The organism is Flavobacterium sp. CSZ (assembly GCF_015350725.1).
GTDB lineage: Bacteria > Bacteroidota > Bacteroidia > Flavobacteriales > Flavobacteriaceae > Flavobacterium.
Map to the genome: position 1 here is coordinate 102,101 of NZ_JADKPQ010000011.1, position 17,389 is coordinate 119,489.

Below are 17,389 nucleotides of genomic sequence, written 5' to 3' on the forward strand. Positions count from 1 at the left end.
ACATGGCTAAAGAATCAATGAAAGCCCGTGAGGTGAAAAGAGAGAAAACGGTAGCTAAGTATGCTGAGAAAAGAAAAGCTTTGAAAGAAGCTGGAGATTTTGAAGGTCTACAAAAATTACCTAAAAATGCTTCACCGGTTCGTTTACACAATCGTTGTAAATTAACAGGTAGACCAAGAGGTTATATACGTCAGTTTGGTATTTCACGTGTAACTTTCCGTGAGATGGCTAATAATGGGTTAATTCCTGGAGTTAAAAAGGCATCTTGGTAATCTCGCAAAAAGTTAGTACTTTTGCAAACCAAAAAATAATTTTAATTGATTAAAGGTTCGGGAGGCGGGTGCCTCCCGAAAACCATAGTCGCAATCAAATACATATGTATACAGATCCTATTGCAGATTATTTGACTAGAGTTCGTAACGCTGTGGCTGCAAACCACAAAGTTGTTGAAATTCCTGCATCTAATCTAAAAAAAGAAATAACTAAGATCTTATTTGATCAAGGTTATATCTTGAGTTACAAATTTGAGGATAACTCTGTTCAGGGTTCAATCAAAATCGCTTTGAAGTATGATAAAGATACTAAAGAGCCAGTAATTAAAGATATCCAAAGAATTAGTAAACCTGGTTTACGTAAATACGCAGGTGCTGCCAAATTACCAAGAATCCTTAACGGATTAGGAATTGCTATTGTTTCAACTTCAAAAGGTCTTATGACTGGAAAGCAAGCGAAACAATTAAATGTAGGTGGTGAAGTAATTTGTTACGTATACTAATTTTAAAGACTAAATAAGATGTCAAGAATAGGTAAAAGCCCAATTGTAATCGCTGCTGGAGTAACTGTAGAAGTTAAAGACGGTATCGTTACGGTAAAAGGAAAAAAAGGTCAACTAACTCAGGAGTTTTCGGACATTACTGTAAAAGTTGAAGGCGATCAGGTATTATTAGAAAGATCGTCTGATCATAAAGACCAAAGAGCAAAACACGGATTATACAGATCATTAATCAATAATATGATAATTGGTGTGTCTGAAGGTTTTACAAAAGAACTTGAATTAGTTGGAGTTGGTTATAGAGCTTCAAACCAAGGTCAAAAATTAGATTTAGCTCTTGGATATTCTCACAATATTGTTTTAGAAATTGCTCCAGAAGTAGCTTTAGAAACAATATCTGAAAAAGGTAAAAACCCTATCGTAAAATTAACATCATTTGACAAACAACTTTTAGGACAGGTTGCTGCGAAAATCAGAGGTTTCCGTAAGCCTGAGCCATACAAAGGAAAAGGTGTTAAATTTGTGGGTGAAGTATTAAGAAGAAAAGCAGGTAAATCAGCTTAAAAAATAAGATTATGTCATTAACAAAATCTGATAGAAGACAGAGAATTAGATTCAGAATTAGAAAATCGATTAGTGGTACTGCTACTAACCCAAGACTATCTGTATTTAGAAGTAACAAAGAAATTTACGCTCAACTTATTGACGATGTAAATGGAGTTACAATTTTAGCTGCATCTTCAAGAGAAAAAGAAATAGGAAAAGGTACTAACGTTGAAGTCGCTGCTGCTGTTGGAAAATTAGTTGCAGAGAAAGCGTTAAAAGCTGGGATCGAAACCATCACTTTTGATAGAGGTGGATATTTGTATCACGGTCGTATTAAATCATTAGCAGAAGGCGCAAGAGCGGCTGGACTTAAATTCTAATATATTATGTCTAAATACAAAAATGTAGAATTGGTAAAACCAAGTGGTCTTGAACTTAAAGATCGTCTGGTAAGTGTTAATCGTGTTACTAAAGTTACAAAAGGTGGTAGAGCTTTCGGTTTTTCTGCTATTGTAGTTGTAGGTGATGAAAACGGAGTAGTGGGTCATGGATTAGGAAAATCTAAAGACGTTTCTGAAGCAATTGCGAAAGCAGTAGAAGATGCTAAGAAAAATTTAGTAAAAATTCCTTTGAACGGACAATCTGTTCCTCACGAACAAAAAGGTAAATTTGGTGGTGCGCGTGTATTTTTAATTCCTGCCTCTCATGGTACAGGAGTTATTGCTGGTGGAGCTGTTCGTTCAGTTCTTGAATCAGTAGGTATTCACGATGTATTATCTAAATCTCAAGGATCATCAAATCCTCATAACGTGGTAAAAGCAACTTTTGATGCTTTATTACAAATGAGAAGCGCTCACACTGTTGCAAAACAAAGAGGTGTTTCTTTAGAAAAAGTTTTTAAAGGTTAATTCAAGGAAATTATGGCTAAATTATTAGTAAAACAAGTAAGAAGCAAAATCAACTGTCCTCTTTCTCAAAAGAGAGGTTTGGAAGCTTTAGGTCTACGTAAAATGGGACAAGTTGTAGAGCATGATTCAAATCCTGCTATCCTTGGTATGATAAACAAAGTTAAACACTTAGTTTCTGTCGAAGAAGCTAAATAACAAATACTGTTATGAATTTAAGTAACTTACAACCAGCTGAAGGGTCAACACACAATCAAAATAAAAGATTAGGTAGAGGAGAAGGTTCAGGAAAAGGTGGTACTTCTGCAAGAGGTCACAAAGGAGCAAAATCTCGTTCTGGTTATTCTAAAAAGATTGGTTTTGAAGGAGGGCAAATGCCACTTCAAAGACGTGTACCTAAGTTTGGTTTCACAAACATCAATCGTAAAGAATACGAAGGTGTTAATTTAGATACGCTTCAATTATTAGTAGACAATGGTGTGATTACTGATTCTGTTTCAATGACAGATTTCGTAGCAAATCGTCTTGCTACCAAAAATGAAATCGTTAAGATTTTAGGTAGAGGAGAATTGAAAGCAAAATTAAAAGTAACTGCCCACAAATTTACCGCTACTGCAAAAGCTGCTATTGAAGCTGCTGGAGGAGAAGCTGTAACTATATAACTTATCTACTAAGATGAAGAAATTTATTGAATCAATAAGTAATGTTTGGAAAATCGAAGAACTGAAAAACAGAATCTTAATTACATTAGGATTGCTTTTAGTATATCGTTTTGGTGCACACGTAACGCTACCTGGAATTGACGCAACTCAATTAACAGGTTTAGCGGGACAAACTAAAAATGGTTTAGGATCTATCCTAGACATGTTTACAGGAGGTGCTTTCTCTAAAGCTTCAGTTTTTGCTTTAGGAATTATGCCTTATATTTCTGCATCTATTGTTGTTCAGTTAATGGGAATTGCTATTCCTTATTTGCAAAAACTTCAAAACGATGGAGAGAGTGGTAGAAAAAAGATTAATCAAATCACTCGTTGGTTGACTATAGCTATTACACTGGTTCAAGGTCCAACTTATATCTATAATTTATACAGAACGTTACCTGGAAGTGCATTCTTACTAGGCTTTAATTCACCTGAATTTTTGTTTTCGTCTGTTATTATCTTAGTTACAGGTACAATTTTTGCTATGTGGCTTGGAGAAAAAATTACTGATAAAGGTATTGGAAATGGAATTTCATTATTGATTATGGTTGGTATCTTAGCTCGCTTACCGCAAGCTTTTATACAAGAATTTACAACCAGAGTTACCAATAACAATGGAGGTCCGATGTTGTTAGTTATTGAAATTATTGTGTGGTTATTAGTAATCATTTCTTGTGTATTGCTTACAATGGCAGTACGTAGAATTCCTGTTCAGTACGCTCGTCGTACAACAAGTGGGGATTACGAACAAGATTTGGCAGGTGGTAATAGACAATGGATTCCTCTTAAGCTTAATGCTTCCGGGGTTATGCCAATCATTTTTGCTCAGGCAATTATGTTTATACCTGCAGCTGTAGCTGGATTGTCTAAATCAGACACATCACAATCTATTGTTGGCGCGTTTAGTAATATGTTCGGATTTTGGTATAACTTTGTATTTGCAACTTTAATTATTGTATTTACATTCTTCTATACTGCAATTACAGTTCCTACTAACAAAATGGCCGATGATTTGAAAAGAAGTGGTGGTTTTATTCCGGGCGTTCGTCCAGGAGCTGAAACTTCAGAATTTCTTGACAAAGTGATGTCTTTAATAACTTTCCCAGGATCTTTATTCCTTGCTTTGATTGCTGTGTTCCCAGCTATTGTTGTAAGTATTATGGATGTACAACAATCTTGGGCAATGTTTTTTGGAGGTACCTCGTTAATAATTATGGTTGGAGTTGCAATAGATACTATTCAACAAATCAATTCATACTTGTTAAACAAACATTATGATGGTTTAATGAAGACTGGTAAAAATAGAAAAGCAGTAGCTTAATTTTTATATGGCAAAACAATCAGCAATAGAACAAGACGGATCAATCATCGAAGCATTATCAAATGCGATGTTCCGTGTAGAGTTAGAAAATGGACATATCGTAATTGCTCATATTTCTGGTAAAATGCGTATGCATTACATCAAGTTATTACCTGGTGATAAAGTGAAACTAGAAATGAGTCCTTATGATTTGTCAAAAGCAAGAATTACTTATCGATATTAAAGGATATTCACTATGAAAGTTAGAGCATCAGTAAAAAAGAGAAGTCCCGAGTGCATCATTGTGCGTAGAAAAGGGAGATTGTACGTAATAAACAAAAAGAATCCTAGATTTAAACAAAGACAAGGATAATTATGGCAAGAATAGCAGGGGTAGATATCCCAAAAAATAAAAGAGGTGTTATAGCACTTACCTATATCTTTGGATTAGGAAGAAGTAGAGCTATTGAGATTTTAGAAAAAGCTCAAGTTAGCCAAGATAAAAAAGTTCAAGATTGGAATGATGATGAGATCGGAGCGATTCGTGATGCAGTTTCATTTTACAAAATTGAAGGAGAATTACGTTCTGAAGTTTCTTTAAACATCAAACGTTTAATGGATATTGGTTGTTACAGAGGTATCCGTCATAGATCTGGTCTTCCGTTAAGAGGGCAAAGAACTAAAAACAACTCTAGAACAAGAAAAGGTAAAAGAAAAACTGTTGCTAACAAGAAAAAAGCAACTAAATAATAAGTAATATGGCTAAAGCAACTGCAAAAAAACGTAAAGTTATCGTTGAATCAACGGGAGAAGCTCATATTTCTGCTACCTTCAATAACATCATCATTTCTTTGACAAACAAAAAAGGTGAAGTTATTTCTTGGTCTTCAGCTGGTAAAATGGGTTTTAGAGGTTCTAAAAAGAATACTCCATACGCAGCCCAAATGGCAGCAGAAGATTGTAGTAAAGTAGCTCTTGAGGCTGGACTTAAAAAAGTAAAAGTTTATGTAAAAGGACCAGGAAACGGACGTGAGTCTGCTATTCGTTCTATTCATAACGGTGGAATTGAAGTTACAGAGATTATCGATGTTACTCCAATGCCTCACAACGGATGTCGTCCTCCAAAAAGACGTAGAGTTTAATTTTATTTATTCATAGTATAAACAAGGTAGAATATAGATTATCGAAGGATTTGACCTGAATTCATAATCTCTACCTTAAATTTAATTTTTTAGAAATGGCAAGATATACTGGTCCAAAAACTAGAATTGCTCGTAAATTTGGCGAAGCAATCTTCGGAGATGATAAATCTTTCGAAAAAAGAAATTACCCACCTGGACAACACGGGATGGCTAAAAAAAGAGGAAAAAAATCTGAGTACGCTGTTCAGTTAATGGAGAAGCAAAAAGCTAAATATTCTTACGGAATTTTAGAAAAACAATTCAGAAATTTATTCAAAAAAGCATCAGCTACTAAAGGTGTTACTGGTGAGGTTCTTTTACAATTATGTGAAGCAAGATTAGATAACGTTGTTTTTAGAATGGGTATTGCTCCTTCTAGAAGAGGTGCTAGACAATTAGTTTCTCACAGACACGTTACTGTAAATGGTGAAGTTGTAAATATCGCTTCTTACCACCTTAAGCCTGGTGATAAAGTTGCAGTTCGTGAAAAATCTAAATCTTTAGAAGCTATCGAACGTTCTTTATCAAATTCAAGTCATGTTTATGAATGGATTACCTGGAACAATGATCTTAAAGAAGGAACTTTCGTTTCTGTACCTGCAAGACTTCAAATTCCAGAAAACATTAAAGAACAATTAATCGTAGAGTTGTACAACAAATAATAATTGACTTAGTCGAAATTTATGGCAATATTTAATTTTCAAAAGCCCGATAAAGTTATCATGATCGATTCAACCGATTTTGAAGGTAAATTCGAATTTAGACCTTTAGAACCTGGTTATGGATTGACAGTTGGTAATGCACTTAGAAGAGTTTTGCTTTCAGCATTAGAAGGTTATGCAATTACATCTGTTCGTATCGAAGGTGTAGATCATGAGTTTTCTACTATTTCAGGTGTTGTTGAAGATGTTACCGAAATTATCCTTAATCTAAAACAAGTGCGTTTCAAACGTCAAATTGAAGATATCGATAATGAAGCAGTTACAATTTCTGTTTCTGGTAAAGATCAACTAACAGCAGGTGATTTTCAAAAATTTATTTCAGGTTTCCAAGTGCTGAACCCAGACCTTGTTATCTGTAATTTAGATTCTAAAATCAAATTGAACTTCGATTTAACAATCGAAAAAGGTAGAGGATATGTTCCTGCTGAGGAGAACAAAAAACAGAACGCTGCAATTGGTACCATTTTTACAGACTCTATTTTTACTCCGGTAAAAAATGTAAAATATGCAATTGAAAACTTCCGTGTTGAGCAAAAAACAGATTACGAAAAATTAGTTTTTGAAATTAAAACTGATGGATCTATTAATCCTAAAGATGCTCTTACTGAAGCTGCTAAAGTTTTAATTCACCACTTCATGTTATTTTCTGACGAAAGAATTACACTCGAGGCTGACGAAATTGCACAAACAGAATCGTATGATGAAGAGTCATTGCATATGAGACAATTGCTTAAAACTAAGCTTGTTGATATGGATTTATCTGTGAGAGCATTAAATTGCTTGAAAGCGGCTGAAGTTGATACACTTGGTGATTTAGTATCGTTCAATAAAAATGACCTAATGAAATTCCGTAATTTTGGTAAAAAATCTTTAACTGAGCTAGATGAACTTGTAGCTGTTAAGAATTTAACTTTCGGAATGGACTTAGCTAAATACAAATTAGATAAAGAATAATTCAATCCCGCTTGCGGGATTAAATTTAAAATAGCAATGAGACACGGAAAAAAATTCAATCACTTAAGCAGACAGACTGGACATAGAAAAGCTATGCTAGCTAATATGGCTTGTTCTCTTATTGAGCACAAACGTATTAATACTACTGTTGCTAAAGCTAAAGCGCTTAAACAATTCGTTGAGCCTTTAATCACAAAATCAAAAGAAGATACGACTCACAACCGTCGTATTGTTTTTGCTTACTTACGTAGTAAATATGCGGTAACTGACTTGTTCAGAGACGTAGCTGCTAAAGTTGGAGACCGTCCAGGTGGATACACTCGTATCATTAAAGTTGGAAATCGTTTGGGAGATAATGCTGATATGGCAATGATCGAACTTGTAGATTTCAATGAACTTTACAATGGCGGTAAAAAAGAAGTTAAAAAAGCAAAAAGCCGTCGTGGTGGTAAAGCAAAAAAAGCTGAGGAGACTACTCCTGAAGCTCCGGCTGCTGAATCAGAATCGACTACTGAAGCTTCTGAATAATTATGAAAGTAATGATTCTATAGAAATCAAGGATAAGCTAATTTTTAGTTTATCCTTTTTTTTTGATTTTTTTTAAAAAGTTTGAAATGTAACTTATTTTAAAACTTAGGTTTTAATTTTATCAATGAAATTTTTAAAAAATCTTGGAAGCACTGTTTTAAAGAAGTAAATTTGCAAAATATCTAGTTACAAATTAAAACAAGCTTAGAGGGTTTTATAAGACGATTAAAAACAATACAAATTAAATAATGAAATACACTACACGACAAAGCGCCATTTTATTACTAAGTGATGGAACTATTTTTCACGGAAAATCTATCGGAATTAGCGGTAAAACTTTTGGTGAAGTTTGTTTTAATACTGGAATGACCGGATATCAGGAAATTTTTACTGATCCTTCATATTTTGGTCAAATTATGGTGGCAACTAATCCTCACATTGGAAATTATGGTGTTAATGATTTAGAAGTTGAATCGGATAGCATTAAAATTGCCGGATTAGTTTGTAAAAACTTTAGTTTTAACTACTCAAGAGAAGATTCTTCAGGAAGTTTAGAAGATTATTTTATTAAACAAAACCTAATCTGTATTTCTGATGTTGATACCAGAGCGCTAGTGAGCTACATTCGTGATAATGGCGCAATGAATGCTGTTATTTGTACAGATGGAACTTCGGTTGAAGATCTTAAAAAAGAATTGGCAAATGTGCCAAACATGGAAGGTTTAGAGTTGGCGTCAAAAGTTTCAACTACTGAGCCTTATTTTTTTGGAGATGAAAATGCTACTTACAAAATTTCAGCTTTAGATCTTGGAATCAAAAAGAATATCTTAAGAAACCTTGCCAAGAGAGATTGTTATATTAAAGTTTTCCCGTACAACTCTACTTATAAAGATTTAGCGGAGTTTAATCCCGATGGATACTTCTTGTCAAATGGCCCTGGAGATCCTGATCCGCTTTTTGGAGCTATTGAAGTAGCAAAAGAAATTTTAGCTAATGATAATCCTTTGTTTGGAATTTGTTTAGGACATCAGGTAATTGCTTTGGCAAATGGTGTTCAGACTTATAAAATGTTTAATGGTCACCGCGGAATAAATCATCCGGTTAAGAATCTTATTACAGGTAAAGGAGAGATCACTTCTCAAAACCACGGTTTTGCTGTAAACAAAGAGGCATTAGATAATCATCCTGATTTAGAGATCACACATCTACATTTAAATGACGGAACTGTTGCAGGTATGCGCATGAAAAATAAGAATTGTTTTTCAGTACAATATCATCCTGAAGCTAGTCCCGGACCACATGATTCTTCTTATTTATTCGATCAGTTTGTTGAGAATATAAAAGGGGCTTCTGCTAAAACGATGTAGTTAATAAAATAAAGATATTTAATTGTTAAATGTGGTATTTAATATTGAATATTTTTATAATTTCGAAAAATATTTATAATTTATTAATAAAAAACAAAAATAATGAGTATTATAATAAAAGTTCACGCAAGACAAATTTTTGATTCTAGAGGTAATCCAACTATTGAAGTTGATGTAGTTACTGAAAATGGAGTTTTAGGAAGAGCTGCTGTTCCATCTGGAGCTTCAACTGGAGAACATGAGGCTGTTGAATTACGTGATGGGGGAAAAGCATTCCTGGGAAAAGGAGTTTTAAATGCAGTGAACAATGTAAATACTGTTATTGCTGAAGAACTAGTGGGTACTTCTGTTTTCGAACAAAATACAATTGATCAGTTAATGATCGATTTAGACGGAACTCCAAACAAATCTAAATTAGGTGCTAATGCAATTTTAGGAGTTTCTTTAGCTGCTGCAAAAGCTGCTGCTAACGAACTTGGATTGCCATTATACAGATACGTTGGTGGAGTTTCTGCCAATACACTACCTGTACCAATGATGAATATCATCAATGGAGGTTCACACTCTGATGCGCCTATCGCATTTCAGGAGTTTATGATTTTCCCTGTAAAGGCAACTTCATTCTCACACGCTATGCAAATGGGAACTGAAATTTTTCATAGTTTGAAAAAAGTTTTACATGACAGAGGTTTAAGTACTGCTGTAGGTGACGAGGGTGGTTTTGCTCCAAACTTGGCTGGTGGTACTGAAGATGCTTTGGATACTATTAAGCTGGCTGTTGAAAAAGCAGGATATACTTTTGGAGATGAAATTGTAATTGCTCTTGACTGCGCTGCTTCTGAGTTTTATGTAAACGGTAAATACGATTACACTAAATTTGAAGGAGAAACTGGAAAAATCAGAACTTCTGAAGAGCAAGCTGATTATTTAGCTGAACTTGCTGCTAAATATCCAATTATTTCTATCGAAGATGGTATGTATGAAGATGACTGGGATGGATGGAAATATTTAACTGAAAAAATTGGACACAAAGTGCAATTGGTAGGGGATGATTTGTTCGTTACTAATGTTGAGCGTTTATCAACTGGAATCGAAAAAGGAATTGCAAATTCAATCTTGGTAAAAGTAAATCAAATTGGTACTTTAACTGAAACTATTGCAGCTGTAAATATGGCCAAAAATGCAGGGTATACTTCGGTAATGTCTCACCGTTCTGGAGAAACAGAAGATAATACAATTGCAGATTTAGCTGTAGCTTTAAACTGTGGTCAAATCAAAACAGGTTCTGCTTCTCGTTCTGATCGTATGGCAAAATACAATCAATTATTAAGAATCGAAGAAGAGTTAGGGAGTACTGCTTATTTCCCTGGATTAAACGCTTTCAAGATCAAATAATTGTAAGAGTTATATATTGAATTTAAACCATTCGTTTACGCGAATGGTTTTTTTTTGGAGTTTTAACAAATTCATAGCAGGATTCTTTTTTTAATTAGTCTTAAATTCCTTAGATTTGATAAATTATTATTTTAAAGATTTATTTCCGATATATTATGTCAAAAATAGCTACATTAGAAGTAGATGGTCAAAAAATTGAACTTCCGGTAATTACAGGGAGCGAAAATGAATCAGCTATCGATATTAACAAATTACGTGATTTAACTGGTATTATTACTTTGGATCCTGGATATAAAAATTCTGGTTCTTGCAAAAGTGAAATCACCTTCTTAGACGGAGAATTAGGAATTTTACGTTACAGAGGATATTCAATCGAAGATTTAGCTGAAAAAGCTAATTTCTTAGAAGTATCTTATCTTTTAATTTTTGGTGAATTGCCAACGGCTCAACAATTAGAGCAGTTTGAAAATGGTATTAAAAAACATACTTTGGTAAACGAAGAAATGAAAAATATCATTGATGGTTTTCCTAAAACAGCGCACCCAATGGGAGTTTTGTCAGCCTTGACAAGTGCATTAACTGCATTTAACCCAAAAGCGGTAAATGTTGATAATGAAAAAGAAATGTACGAGGCCATTTGCAAAACAATGGGTAAATTTCTTGTAATTGCAACCTGGACCTATAGAAAAACTATGGGTTATCCCTTGAACTATTATGACAATACACAAGGTTATGTAGAGAACTTTATGCAATTGATGTTTAAATTGCCTACAGGACCTTACGCTGCTAATCCTGTTATCGTAGCTGCATTAGATAAATTGTTTATTCTTCATGCAGATCACGAGCAAAACTGTTCCACGTCTACAGTAAGAATGGTTGGGTCATCTCATGCTGGTTTATTTGCTTCTATCTCTGCAGGAGTTTCTGCACTTTGGGGACCACTTCACGGAGGTGCAAATCAGGCAGTGCTTGAAATGTTAGAAGAAATTAATAAAGACGGTGGAGATACTGATAAATTTTTAGCGAAAGCGAAAGATAAAAACGATCCTTTCCGTTTAATGGGATTCGGACATAGAGTTTACAAAAACTTTGATCCAAGAGCTAAAATAATCAAAAAAGCAGCTAAAGAAGTTTTGGAAACTTTAGGAGTTGAAGATCCTATTTTAGAGATTGCTAAAAAATTAGAAACAGCAGCTTTAGAAGATGAGTACTTTAAATCAAGAAACTTATATCCAAACGTAGATTTCTATTCTGGAATTATTTACAGAGCATTAGGTATTCCTACAGATATGTTTACAGTAATGTTTGCTATTGGTAGATTACCAGGATGGATCGCGCAATGGAAAGAAATGCGTGAGAATAAAGAACCAATTGGCCGACCAAGACAAATTTATACTGGGCACCCGCTCAGAGACTTTAAGTCGAACAAATAAAAATATTTTAAAGCTTCACTTAACTGTGAAGCTTTTTTTATCTTTGGCCAAAATATAATAAAGTTATGTTGCAATTAAATATAAAGAACGAAACCTCAAGATTGCGTGCTGTAGTCTTGGGTTCTGCTGTTCATAATGGGCCAACTCCATCTTTAGAGGAAGCCTATGATCCGAAATCATTGGAACATATTAAAGCAGGCACATATCCTATAGAAAAAGATATGGTTGCTGAGATGGATGCTTTTAATGCCGTTTTTCAAAAATATGATGTAAAGGTGTATCGTCCTGAAATGATTGAAAACTACAATCAGATTTTTGCGCGAGATATAGGTTTTGTAATAGATGATACTTTTGTGAAATCAAATATTCTTCCTGAGAGAGAGCGCGAATTAGATGCGATTCAATATATAATTGATCAAATGGATCCGCTAAAGGTTGTTCGTCCCCCAGAGCAAGTTCATATCGAAGGCGGAGATGTTATGCTTTGGAATGATCATATCTTTATTGGGACTTACAAAGGAAGTGACTATAAAGATTACATTACGGCAAGAACCAATATGCAGGGTGTAAATTTCATCAAAGAATTATTCCCAAATAAAATCGTAAAAGAGTTTGATTTGGTGAAATCTAAAATCGAAGCGCGTGATAATGCATTGCATCTGGATTGCTGTTTTCAGCCAGTTGGAAAAGATAAAGGGATTATTTATAAAAGAGGTTTCCGTGAAGAAGCTGATTATATGTATTTGGTTAATCTTTTTGGAAGAGAAAACTTATTTCATATCGAAAGAAACGAAATGTACAACATGTTTTCTAACGTATTTTCTATCGATGAAAATGTAGTTGTTTCAGAGAAAAATTTCACAAGATTAAACAATTGGCTACGTTCAAAAGGTTTTACAGTAGAAGAAATTCCGTATGCTGAAATTGCAAAACAGGAAGGTTTGCTGAGATGTTCGACTTTACCTTTAATTAGAGATTAAATATTTGTTTCAAGTTTCAAACTGAGGTAACCTGAAAATTTAGACCTGAAACAAAAAAAATATAAAGATTATGAAACAAACGACAAATGCAATTGTAATGATTAGGCCAGTTGCTTTTAGAATGAATGAGCAAACGGCTGTAAATAATTATTACCAAAAAGTATTAGACGGACTTTTGCCAAGTACAGTAAATGCAAAAGCGCAACAGGAATTTGATGTTTTTGTAGAAAAATTAAGAGCTGTTGGGGTTGATGTTACCGTTATTGATGATAATTTGGAAACAGATACACCGGATAGCATTTTTCCAAACAATTGGGTTTCTTTTCATGAAAATGGAGATGTAGCCCTTTATCCTATGTTTGCAGAAAATCGTCGCCAAGAACGTCGAGAAGATATTTTGGATACTCTTGAAGATAAAGGATTCGAAATAGCTAATATAATGGATTATACATCGGCAGAAGAAGATGGTTTTTTCTTGGAAGGAACAGGTAGTTTGCTTTTAGATCGTGCAAATGCAAAAGCGTACTGTGCATTATCCCCTCGTGCTGATGAAGAATTGTTTATCGAATTTTGTGAAGATTTTGACTATGCCCCGGTTATTTTTGAAGCTTTCCAGACTGTCGAGGGAGAACGTAAACTAATCTATCACACCAATGTAATGATGTGCCTGGGAGAAACTTTTGCTGTTATCTGTGCAGATTCTATAGATGATAAAAAAGAGCGTAAAATGGTTTTGGAGAATTTAAAAACCGATAAAAAAGAAATTATTCTAATAACCGAGGCTCAGGTAAATAACTTTGCCGGTAATATGCTTGAAGTTAGAGGTACAAATGACAAGAAATATATCGTTATGAGCGCGTCGGCACATCAAAGTTTAACCCCAAAGCAAATTGCTCAATTAGAGAATCATGCTGAAATTTTAAGTTCAAGCCTTGATACGATTGAAGCTTGTGGTGGCGGAAGTGCAAGATGCATGATGGCAGAAGTTTTTCTTCCAAGAAGTTAAAGTTCGTTTTTAGAATAATGCAATTGAAAGCGGAATATAAAATTTGATATTAAAAAGGCTCGACTATTTGGTTGAGCTTTTGTTTTTATAAATTATGATAACTAATTTACTTATTGATTAATTTTTCAAGCCTTTGCATCATTTCATCTTTTTCTTTGAGCATGCGCTCGTATAATGCAATTTTGTCTTCATGAAGTTGTATCAATTTGTCGATCGGATTATTATTAAAAACTTCAATTCTGTTATTGAACATTGCATTATCTGAGAAATTACATGAAATTAAATTCACAGCCTGCTCTTCATCAAAATTCTGAAAAGCCTCAACAGGAATTTTTAATGAGTTCGAGATTTGCCTAAGTATATTATCCTCAATTACATCTTTTTGCTCTAGCATAGAAATTTTCTTTTGATTCCAGTCTTCCCCCAGATCAAAAGCCAATGCATCCTGTTTAATTCCAAGCATTAGATAGACAAATGGCCCCTTATCATAAATTAACTAAACTGAGCACAGTAAAGGTTTCTCAGATGAATGTAATTGTTGAGAAACTGATGGACGAACTGCGCAATTTTGTTATTGAAGATGGGTTATTGTCGGACTGTGAGGACGAACAATTTAGATGATCAAATACGTATTGGTGTCAAGGAAGTAAGGAGTTGTAGGAATATGATCAGCAAAATAATTGAACATTTCTGAATGAGTTCTAAAAAAAGGGATAAATGGTAAAGTTACTTACCTCTTTTTTTAGACTATGAAATAAAGAATTTACATTAGATTTCCCTTGACAATATTTATTATAGAACTAACAATATACTGTATTCCAATAGAGATGACAATAAAGCCGACAATTCTGGAAATAGCTACAATTCCTGAAGCTCCTAGTATTCGGGCTAAATAATGTGCGCTCTTTAAAATAGCGAAAATGGCAACTGCAATAGCTAAAATAGCCAGAGTTGAAATGATAATTTCTTGCATTCCATGATGTTCCTGATAAAAAGCAATAAGTAAAGATATCGAACCGGGGCCGGCTAGCATTGGGATTGCTAATGGAGTGAGTGCAATGTCATTACGCTGTTGCGCATCTGTTTCGACCTTTTTATTGATTCCTCGTTTTTTGTTTATTTTTCCCGAAAGTAGCGAAAAGCCTGAGTTTACAATTACAATTCCACCCGCAATTCGAAGCGCGTCAATACTGATTCCAAAAAAGCTCAGGACATATTGACCAATAAAAAACGAAACAATTAAAATAATAAAAACGTTTATGGCAGTCCAAAGCGAAATTCGGGAACGTTCTTCCTGAGAATCGTGTTGCGTAAGTCCAACAAAAATTGGCACTGTTCCAATAGGGTTTAATACCGAGAAAAGAGCAGCAAATAAATAAATGAATAAATCCATGTAGTTGTAGTTAATGAAGTAAAAATAGTTATTTTTTAATATCTCAAAGCAAATTCTTGTTAGGATATTATTTTAAATGTTATTATATCTCAATCAATAAGCTAAACTAAGCTCGTACTTTTTGATTACTTTTGTAAAATATTTAAAAATGATGAAAAATAAAAAAACTTTAGTTCTGGGCGCTACCACAAAACCAGATCGTTACGCTTTTAGAGCCATAAATATGTTAGTCGAAAAAGGACATACTGTATTGGCCATTGGACAGAATACAGGAGAAGTTGCAGGTGTAAAAATTCATACCAAAGCAATTCCGGTAAAAAATATAGACACAGTAACTTTATATTTAAATCCTGCTCGTCAGCGTGATTACTATAATTATATCATCGAAGCACAGCCAAAACGTGTAGTTTTTAATCCTGGAACCGAAAACCCTGAATTATATCAATTATTAGAACTGAATAATATTAAGGCAGAAGTTGCTTGTACTTTGGTTTTATTAGCTACAAATCAGTATTAATTTTTTTAGAAGCTATTTCCCCCGAAGTTTTGGGATTTACTATATCTTTTGTGGTGAACCCCACCACAAAAGGAGGATACCGTTACCATCGGGGATAGAAAGAATTTATAGTATCTAAAATTGGTATTTTGGGTCCTATTGAATTTAGTGGTCTTCAAGTTTACTAAACCATTAAAAATATTACTTTTGTCGTCATGGAATTTTCATCAAAATTAATAGAAAAAGCAGTCAACGAAATGTCGCAATTACCGGGAATTGGTAAACGTACGGCTTTGCGATTAGTGCTGCATTTATTAAAACAGCCAAAAGAACAAACTGGCTTTTTATCTCAGGCATTATTAAATATGCGGGCGGATATTAAATTTTGCGAAAGTTGTCATAATATTTCAGATACTAAAGTCTGTGAGATCTGTGCCAATTTGGCAAGGAATCACCAGACTATTTGCGTAGTGGAAGATATTCGTGATGTTATGGCAATCGAGAATACCGGTCAGTACAAAGGTATTTATCATGTTTTAGGCGGGAAAATTTCTCCAATAGAAGGTGTTGGTCCAAGTCAGTTAAATATTTCGACTTTGGTCGAAAAAGTAAAAACGGGAAAAGTAATCGAGATTATTTTTGCGCTTAGTTCGACAATGGAAGGAGATACAACGAATTTTTATATCTATAAACAAATTGCAGAATCAGAAATTGTAATTTCTACAATTGCCAGAGGTATATCAGTAGGTGATGAATTAGAATATGCAGACGAAATTACCCTCGGAAGAAGTATTTTACATCGCGTTCCGTTCGAAAAAACTTTCAAAAACAATTAAATAAACCCAAATAAAGGTTAGATTTTCTGAAAATTAAAGGAAAAGCTATATTTGCGATAAAATTTCAATAATGACAAAAAACGGCTTTTATATATTACTGCTAATTAGCGTGTTGTTTACCTCCTGTATTCCAGTAAAAGACTTAACCTATTTGCAGGATAAAAACAGTTCCAGTGAGCAAAATAACATTGCCGCTGTAGAATCTAAACCTTACAGATTACAGGTAAATGATATTTTAAGTGTCGATATAAAAGCAATTGATCCTAAATTAGTTTCAATTTTTAATACAACAGAAGCTTCTTCGGGAGCAGTGAAATCTGAATCAACATTATATTTTAACGGATTTACAGTTGATGATCACGGTAATATCAGAATGCCAATATTAGGAGAAATTAATGTTATAGGATACACTTTGGAAGAGGTACGTATTACAATTGAAAAAAAATTACTGGAAGAATATTTTAAAAAAGAAGCTAATATTTTTGTTACAGTAAAATTAGCGGGTTTCAGGTATACAATAAATGGAGAAGTAGGAAGTACCGGTACAAAAACATTGTTTCAGGAACATGTAAATATTATGGAAGCCATCGCAAATGCAGGTGATATAACCATAACCGGAAATAGAAAAGCAGTAACGATCATTCGTCAGACTCCAACAGGCGTAGAAATGCATGATATTGATTTGACAGATGTTAATGTAATAAAATCGCCTTACTTTTATTTGCAACCAAATGATTATGTGTATGTAAAACCACTGAAACAAAAAAGTTGGGGAACAGGAAAAACAGGTATAGAATCCATTACTACAATTATTACTGTTTTGTCATTGGCTACAACAGTTTTTCTATTGCTTAAAAACTAAACTTAAATTCAA

The 17,389-nt window shown here is 33.9% G+C and carries 25 protein-coding genes; 23 read left to right on the top strand and 2 right to left on the bottom strand.

Going from position 1 to position 17,389, the window contains the following annotated elements; all coding sequences use genetic code 11:
• The first annotated feature begins 2 nt into the window (after positions 1-2).
• The 20 genes from rpsN (at position 3) to IRZ78_RS14225 (ending at position 13,790) form a co-directional block, all read left to right on the top strand.
• Positions 3-272, top strand: a complete 270-nt coding sequence (gene rpsN / locus IRZ78_RS14130) for a 30S ribosomal protein S14 (RefSeq protein WP_007803655.1) — start codon at positions 3-5, stop codon at positions 270-272.
• A gap of 104 nt (positions 273-376) precedes the next feature.
• On the top strand, positions 377-775 hold the full coding sequence (gene rpsH / locus IRZ78_RS14135) for a 30S ribosomal protein S8 (protein ID WP_017495014.1): 399 nt from the start codon (positions 377-379) through the stop codon (positions 773-775).
• Positions 776-793: 18 nt separating this feature from the next.
• Positions 794-1,336: a 50S ribosomal protein L6 gene (rplF, locus tag IRZ78_RS14140; protein WP_042565877.1), complete on the top strand. Its 543-nt coding sequence runs from the start codon at positions 794-796 to the stop codon at positions 1,334-1,336.
• Positions 1,337-1,347: 11 nt separating this feature from the next.
• The gene (gene rplR, locus IRZ78_RS14145; protein WP_056245956.1) at positions 1,348-1,698 is read left to right on the top strand and encodes a 50S ribosomal protein L18; all 351 of its coding nucleotides are present in this window, start codon (positions 1,348-1,350) and stop codon (positions 1,696-1,698) included.
• A 3-nt stretch (positions 1,699-1,701) separates the two neighbouring features.
• Complete coding sequence (gene rpsE / locus IRZ78_RS14150; protein WP_085950926.1) at positions 1,702-2,226, top strand: 30S ribosomal protein S5; 525 nt, start codon at positions 1,702-1,704, stop codon at positions 2,224-2,226.
• 12 nt (positions 2,227-2,238) lie between these two features.
• Positions 2,239-2,421: a 50S ribosomal protein L30 gene (gene rpmD, locus IRZ78_RS14155; protein ID WP_017495010.1), complete on the top strand. Its 183-nt coding sequence runs from the start codon at positions 2,239-2,241 to the stop codon at positions 2,419-2,421.
• A gap of 11 nt (positions 2,422-2,432) precedes the next feature.
• Positions 2,433-2,885, top strand: a complete 453-nt coding sequence (gene rplO, locus IRZ78_RS14160; RefSeq protein WP_017495009.1) for a 50S ribosomal protein L15 — start codon at positions 2,433-2,435, stop codon at positions 2,883-2,885.
• Positions 2,886-2,898: 13 nt separating this feature from the next.
• A complete protein-coding gene (gene secY, locus IRZ78_RS14165; RefSeq protein WP_065450858.1) occupies positions 2,899-4,245 on the top strand; it encodes a preprotein translocase subunit SecY in 1,347 nt (448 codons plus the stop codon).
• Between the two features lie 7 nt (positions 4,246-4,252).
• Positions 4,253-4,468, top strand: coding sequence for a translation initiation factor IF-1 (gene infA / locus IRZ78_RS14170; protein ID WP_007136545.1), 216 nt, complete (start codon positions 4,253-4,255; stop codon positions 4,466-4,468).
• Between the two features lie 12 nt (positions 4,469-4,480).
• Entirely contained in the window at positions 4,481-4,597 is a 117-nt protein-coding gene (gene ykgO / locus IRZ78_RS14175; RefSeq protein WP_072945378.1) for a type B 50S ribosomal protein L36, read from the top strand.
• 2 nt (positions 4,598-4,599) lie between these two features.
• The gene (rpsM, locus tag IRZ78_RS14180; protein ID WP_007803675.1) at positions 4,600-4,974 is read left to right on the top strand and encodes a 30S ribosomal protein S13; all 375 of its coding nucleotides are present in this window, start codon (positions 4,600-4,602) and stop codon (positions 4,972-4,974) included.
• Between the two features lie 8 nt (positions 4,975-4,982).
• Positions 4,983-5,366, top strand: coding sequence for a 30S ribosomal protein S11 (gene rpsK, locus IRZ78_RS14185; protein WP_007803677.1), 384 nt, complete (start codon positions 4,983-4,985; stop codon positions 5,364-5,366).
• Between the two features lie 95 nt (positions 5,367-5,461).
• Positions 5,462-6,067: a 30S ribosomal protein S4 gene (rpsD, locus tag IRZ78_RS14190; protein ID WP_026982953.1), complete on the top strand. Its 606-nt coding sequence runs from the start codon at positions 5,462-5,464 to the stop codon at positions 6,065-6,067.
• Between the two features lie 21 nt (positions 6,068-6,088).
• Positions 6,089-7,081 (top strand): DNA-directed RNA polymerase subunit alpha, encoded by a 993-nt coding sequence (locus IRZ78_RS14195; protein ID WP_026109818.1) that lies wholly within the window; start codon positions 6,089-6,091, stop codon positions 7,079-7,081.
• Positions 7,082-7,117: 36 nt separating this feature from the next.
• On the top strand, positions 7,118-7,609 hold the full coding sequence (gene rplQ, locus IRZ78_RS14200) for a 50S ribosomal protein L17 (RefSeq protein ID WP_029272056.1): 492 nt from the start codon (positions 7,118-7,120) through the stop codon (positions 7,607-7,609).
• Positions 7,610-7,857: 248 nt separating this feature from the next.
• Complete coding sequence (carA, locus tag IRZ78_RS14205; RefSeq protein WP_194617158.1) at positions 7,858-8,976, top strand: glutamine-hydrolyzing carbamoyl-phosphate synthase small subunit; 1,119 nt, start codon at positions 7,858-7,860, stop codon at positions 8,974-8,976.
• A 102-nt stretch (positions 8,977-9,078) separates the two neighbouring features.
• A complete protein-coding gene (eno, locus tag IRZ78_RS14210) occupies positions 9,079-10,371 on the top strand; it encodes a phosphopyruvate hydratase (protein WP_194617159.1) in 1,293 nt (430 codons plus the stop codon).
• Between the two features lie 155 nt (positions 10,372-10,526).
• Entirely contained in the window at positions 10,527-11,804 is a 1,278-nt protein-coding gene (locus tag IRZ78_RS14215; protein WP_194617160.1) for a citrate synthase, read from the top strand.
• Positions 11,805-11,869: 65 nt separating this feature from the next.
• On the top strand, positions 11,870-12,784 hold the full coding sequence (locus tag IRZ78_RS14220) for an arginine deiminase family protein (protein ID WP_194617161.1): 915 nt from the start codon (positions 11,870-11,872) through the stop codon (positions 12,782-12,784).
• Positions 12,785-12,854: 70 nt separating this feature from the next.
• Positions 12,855-13,790 carry an arginine deiminase-related protein gene (locus IRZ78_RS14225; RefSeq protein WP_194617162.1) on the top strand — a complete coding sequence of 312 codons (936 nt, stop codon included), beginning with the start codon at positions 12,855-12,857 and terminating at the stop codon, positions 13,788-13,790.
• A 106-nt stretch (positions 13,791-13,896) separates the two neighbouring features.
• Here IRZ78_RS14225 and IRZ78_RS14230 read toward each other — a convergent pair whose 3' ends face one another.
• Together IRZ78_RS14230 and IRZ78_RS14235 are read right to left on the bottom strand one after the other, a co-directional pair.
• Entirely contained in the window at positions 13,897-14,253 is a 357-nt protein-coding gene (locus tag IRZ78_RS14230; protein ID WP_194617163.1) for a helix-turn-helix domain-containing protein, read from the bottom strand.
• A gap of 300 nt (positions 14,254-14,553) precedes the next feature.
• Positions 14,554-15,183 (bottom strand): MarC family NAAT transporter, encoded by a 630-nt coding sequence (locus IRZ78_RS14235; protein ID WP_194617164.1) that lies wholly within the window; start codon positions 15,181-15,183, stop codon positions 14,554-14,556.
• Between the two features lie 151 nt (positions 15,184-15,334).
• Here IRZ78_RS14235 and IRZ78_RS14240 point away from each other — a divergent pair, with 151 nt between their 5' ends.
• The 3 genes from IRZ78_RS14240 to IRZ78_RS14250 all read left to right on the top strand — a co-directional run bounded on the left by IRZ78_RS14240 (position 15,335) and on the right by IRZ78_RS14250 (position 17,377).
• Positions 15,335-15,700, top strand: coding sequence for a CoA-binding protein (locus IRZ78_RS14240; RefSeq protein ID WP_194617243.1), 366 nt, complete (start codon positions 15,335-15,337; stop codon positions 15,698-15,700).
• A gap of 194 nt (positions 15,701-15,894) precedes the next feature.
• A complete protein-coding gene (recR, locus tag IRZ78_RS14245) occupies positions 15,895-16,515 on the top strand; it encodes a recombination mediator RecR (protein WP_194617165.1) in 621 nt (206 codons plus the stop codon).
• Positions 16,516-16,585: 70 nt separating this feature from the next.
• On the top strand, positions 16,586-17,377 hold the full coding sequence (locus IRZ78_RS14250) for a polysaccharide biosynthesis/export family protein (protein WP_194617166.1): 792 nt from the start codon (positions 16,586-16,588) through the stop codon (positions 17,375-17,377).
• The last annotated feature ends 12 nt before the right edge of the window (positions 17,378-17,389 follow it).

What these genes read in the sequence shown, in the direction of transcription:
- secY (WP_065450858.1), top strand. Translation starts at nt 2,899, where the DNA reads ATGAAGAAATTTATTGAATCAATAAGTAATGTTTGGAAAATCGAAGAA.
- rplF (WP_042565877.1), top strand. Translation starts at nt 794, where the DNA reads ATGTCAAGAATAGGTAAAAGCCCAATTGTAATCGCTGCTGGAGTAACT.
- IRZ78_RS14195 (WP_026109818.1), top strand. Translation starts at nt 6,089, where the DNA reads ATGGCAATATTTAATTTTCAAAAGCCCGATAAAGTTATCATGATCGAT.
- IRZ78_RS14240 (WP_194617243.1), top strand. Translation starts at nt 15,335, where the DNA reads ATGAAAAATAAAAAAACTTTAGTTCTGGGCGCTACCACAAAACCAGAT.
- rpsN (WP_007803655.1), top strand. Translation starts at nt 3, where the DNA reads ATGGCTAAAGAATCAATGAAAGCCCGTGAGGTGAAAAGAGAGAAAACG.
- IRZ78_RS14225 (WP_194617162.1), top strand. Translation starts at nt 12,855, where the DNA reads ATGAAACAAACGACAAATGCAATTGTAATGATTAGGCCAGTTGCTTTT.
- rplR (WP_056245956.1), top strand. Translation starts at nt 1,348, where the DNA reads ATGTCATTAACAAAATCTGATAGAAGACAGAGAATTAGATTCAGAATT.
- eno (WP_194617159.1), top strand. Translation starts at nt 9,079, where the DNA reads ATGAGTATTATAATAAAAGTTCACGCAAGACAAATTTTTGATTCTAGA.
- IRZ78_RS14215 (WP_194617160.1), top strand. Translation starts at nt 10,527, where the DNA reads ATGTCAAAAATAGCTACATTAGAAGTAGATGGTCAAAAAATTGAACTT.
- IRZ78_RS14250 (WP_194617166.1), top strand. Translation starts at nt 16,586, where the DNA reads ATGACAAAAAACGGCTTTTATATATTACTGCTAATTAGCGTGTTGTTT.
- infA (WP_007136545.1), top strand. Translation starts at nt 4,253, where the DNA reads ATGGCAAAACAATCAGCAATAGAACAAGACGGATCAATCATCGAAGCA.
- recR (WP_194617165.1), top strand. Translation starts at nt 15,895, where the DNA reads ATGGAATTTTCATCAAAATTAATAGAAAAAGCAGTCAACGAAATGTCG.
- IRZ78_RS14235 (WP_194617164.1), bottom strand. Translation starts at nt 15,183, where the DNA reads ATGGATTTATTCATTTATTTATTTGCTGCTCTTTTCTCGGTATTAAAC.
- ykgO (WP_072945378.1), top strand. Translation starts at nt 4,481, where the DNA reads ATGAAAGTTAGAGCATCAGTAAAAAAGAGAAGTCCCGAGTGCATCATT.
- rpmD (WP_017495010.1), top strand. Translation starts at nt 2,239, where the DNA reads ATGGCTAAATTATTAGTAAAACAAGTAAGAAGCAAAATCAACTGTCCT.
- rpsK (WP_007803677.1), top strand. Translation starts at nt 4,983, where the DNA reads ATGGCTAAAGCAACTGCAAAAAAACGTAAAGTTATCGTTGAATCAACG.
- carA (WP_194617158.1), top strand. Translation starts at nt 7,858, where the DNA reads ATGAAATACACTACACGACAAAGCGCCATTTTATTACTAAGTGATGGA.
- IRZ78_RS14230 (WP_194617163.1), bottom strand. Translation starts at nt 14,253, where the DNA reads ATGCTTGGAATTAAACAGGATGCATTGGCTTTTGATCTGGGGGAAGAC.
- IRZ78_RS14220 (WP_194617161.1), top strand. Translation starts at nt 11,870, where the DNA reads ATGTTGCAATTAAATATAAAGAACGAAACCTCAAGATTGCGTGCTGTA.
- rpsM (WP_007803675.1), top strand. Translation starts at nt 4,600, where the DNA reads ATGGCAAGAATAGCAGGGGTAGATATCCCAAAAAATAAAAGAGGTGTT.
- rpsD (WP_026982953.1), top strand. Translation starts at nt 5,462, where the DNA reads ATGGCAAGATATACTGGTCCAAAAACTAGAATTGCTCGTAAATTTGGC.
- rplQ (WP_029272056.1), top strand. Translation starts at nt 7,118, where the DNA reads ATGAGACACGGAAAAAAATTCAATCACTTAAGCAGACAGACTGGACAT.
- rplO (WP_017495009.1), top strand. Translation starts at nt 2,433, where the DNA reads ATGAATTTAAGTAACTTACAACCAGCTGAAGGGTCAACACACAATCAA.
- rpsH (WP_017495014.1), top strand. Translation starts at nt 377, where the DNA reads ATGTATACAGATCCTATTGCAGATTATTTGACTAGAGTTCGTAACGCT.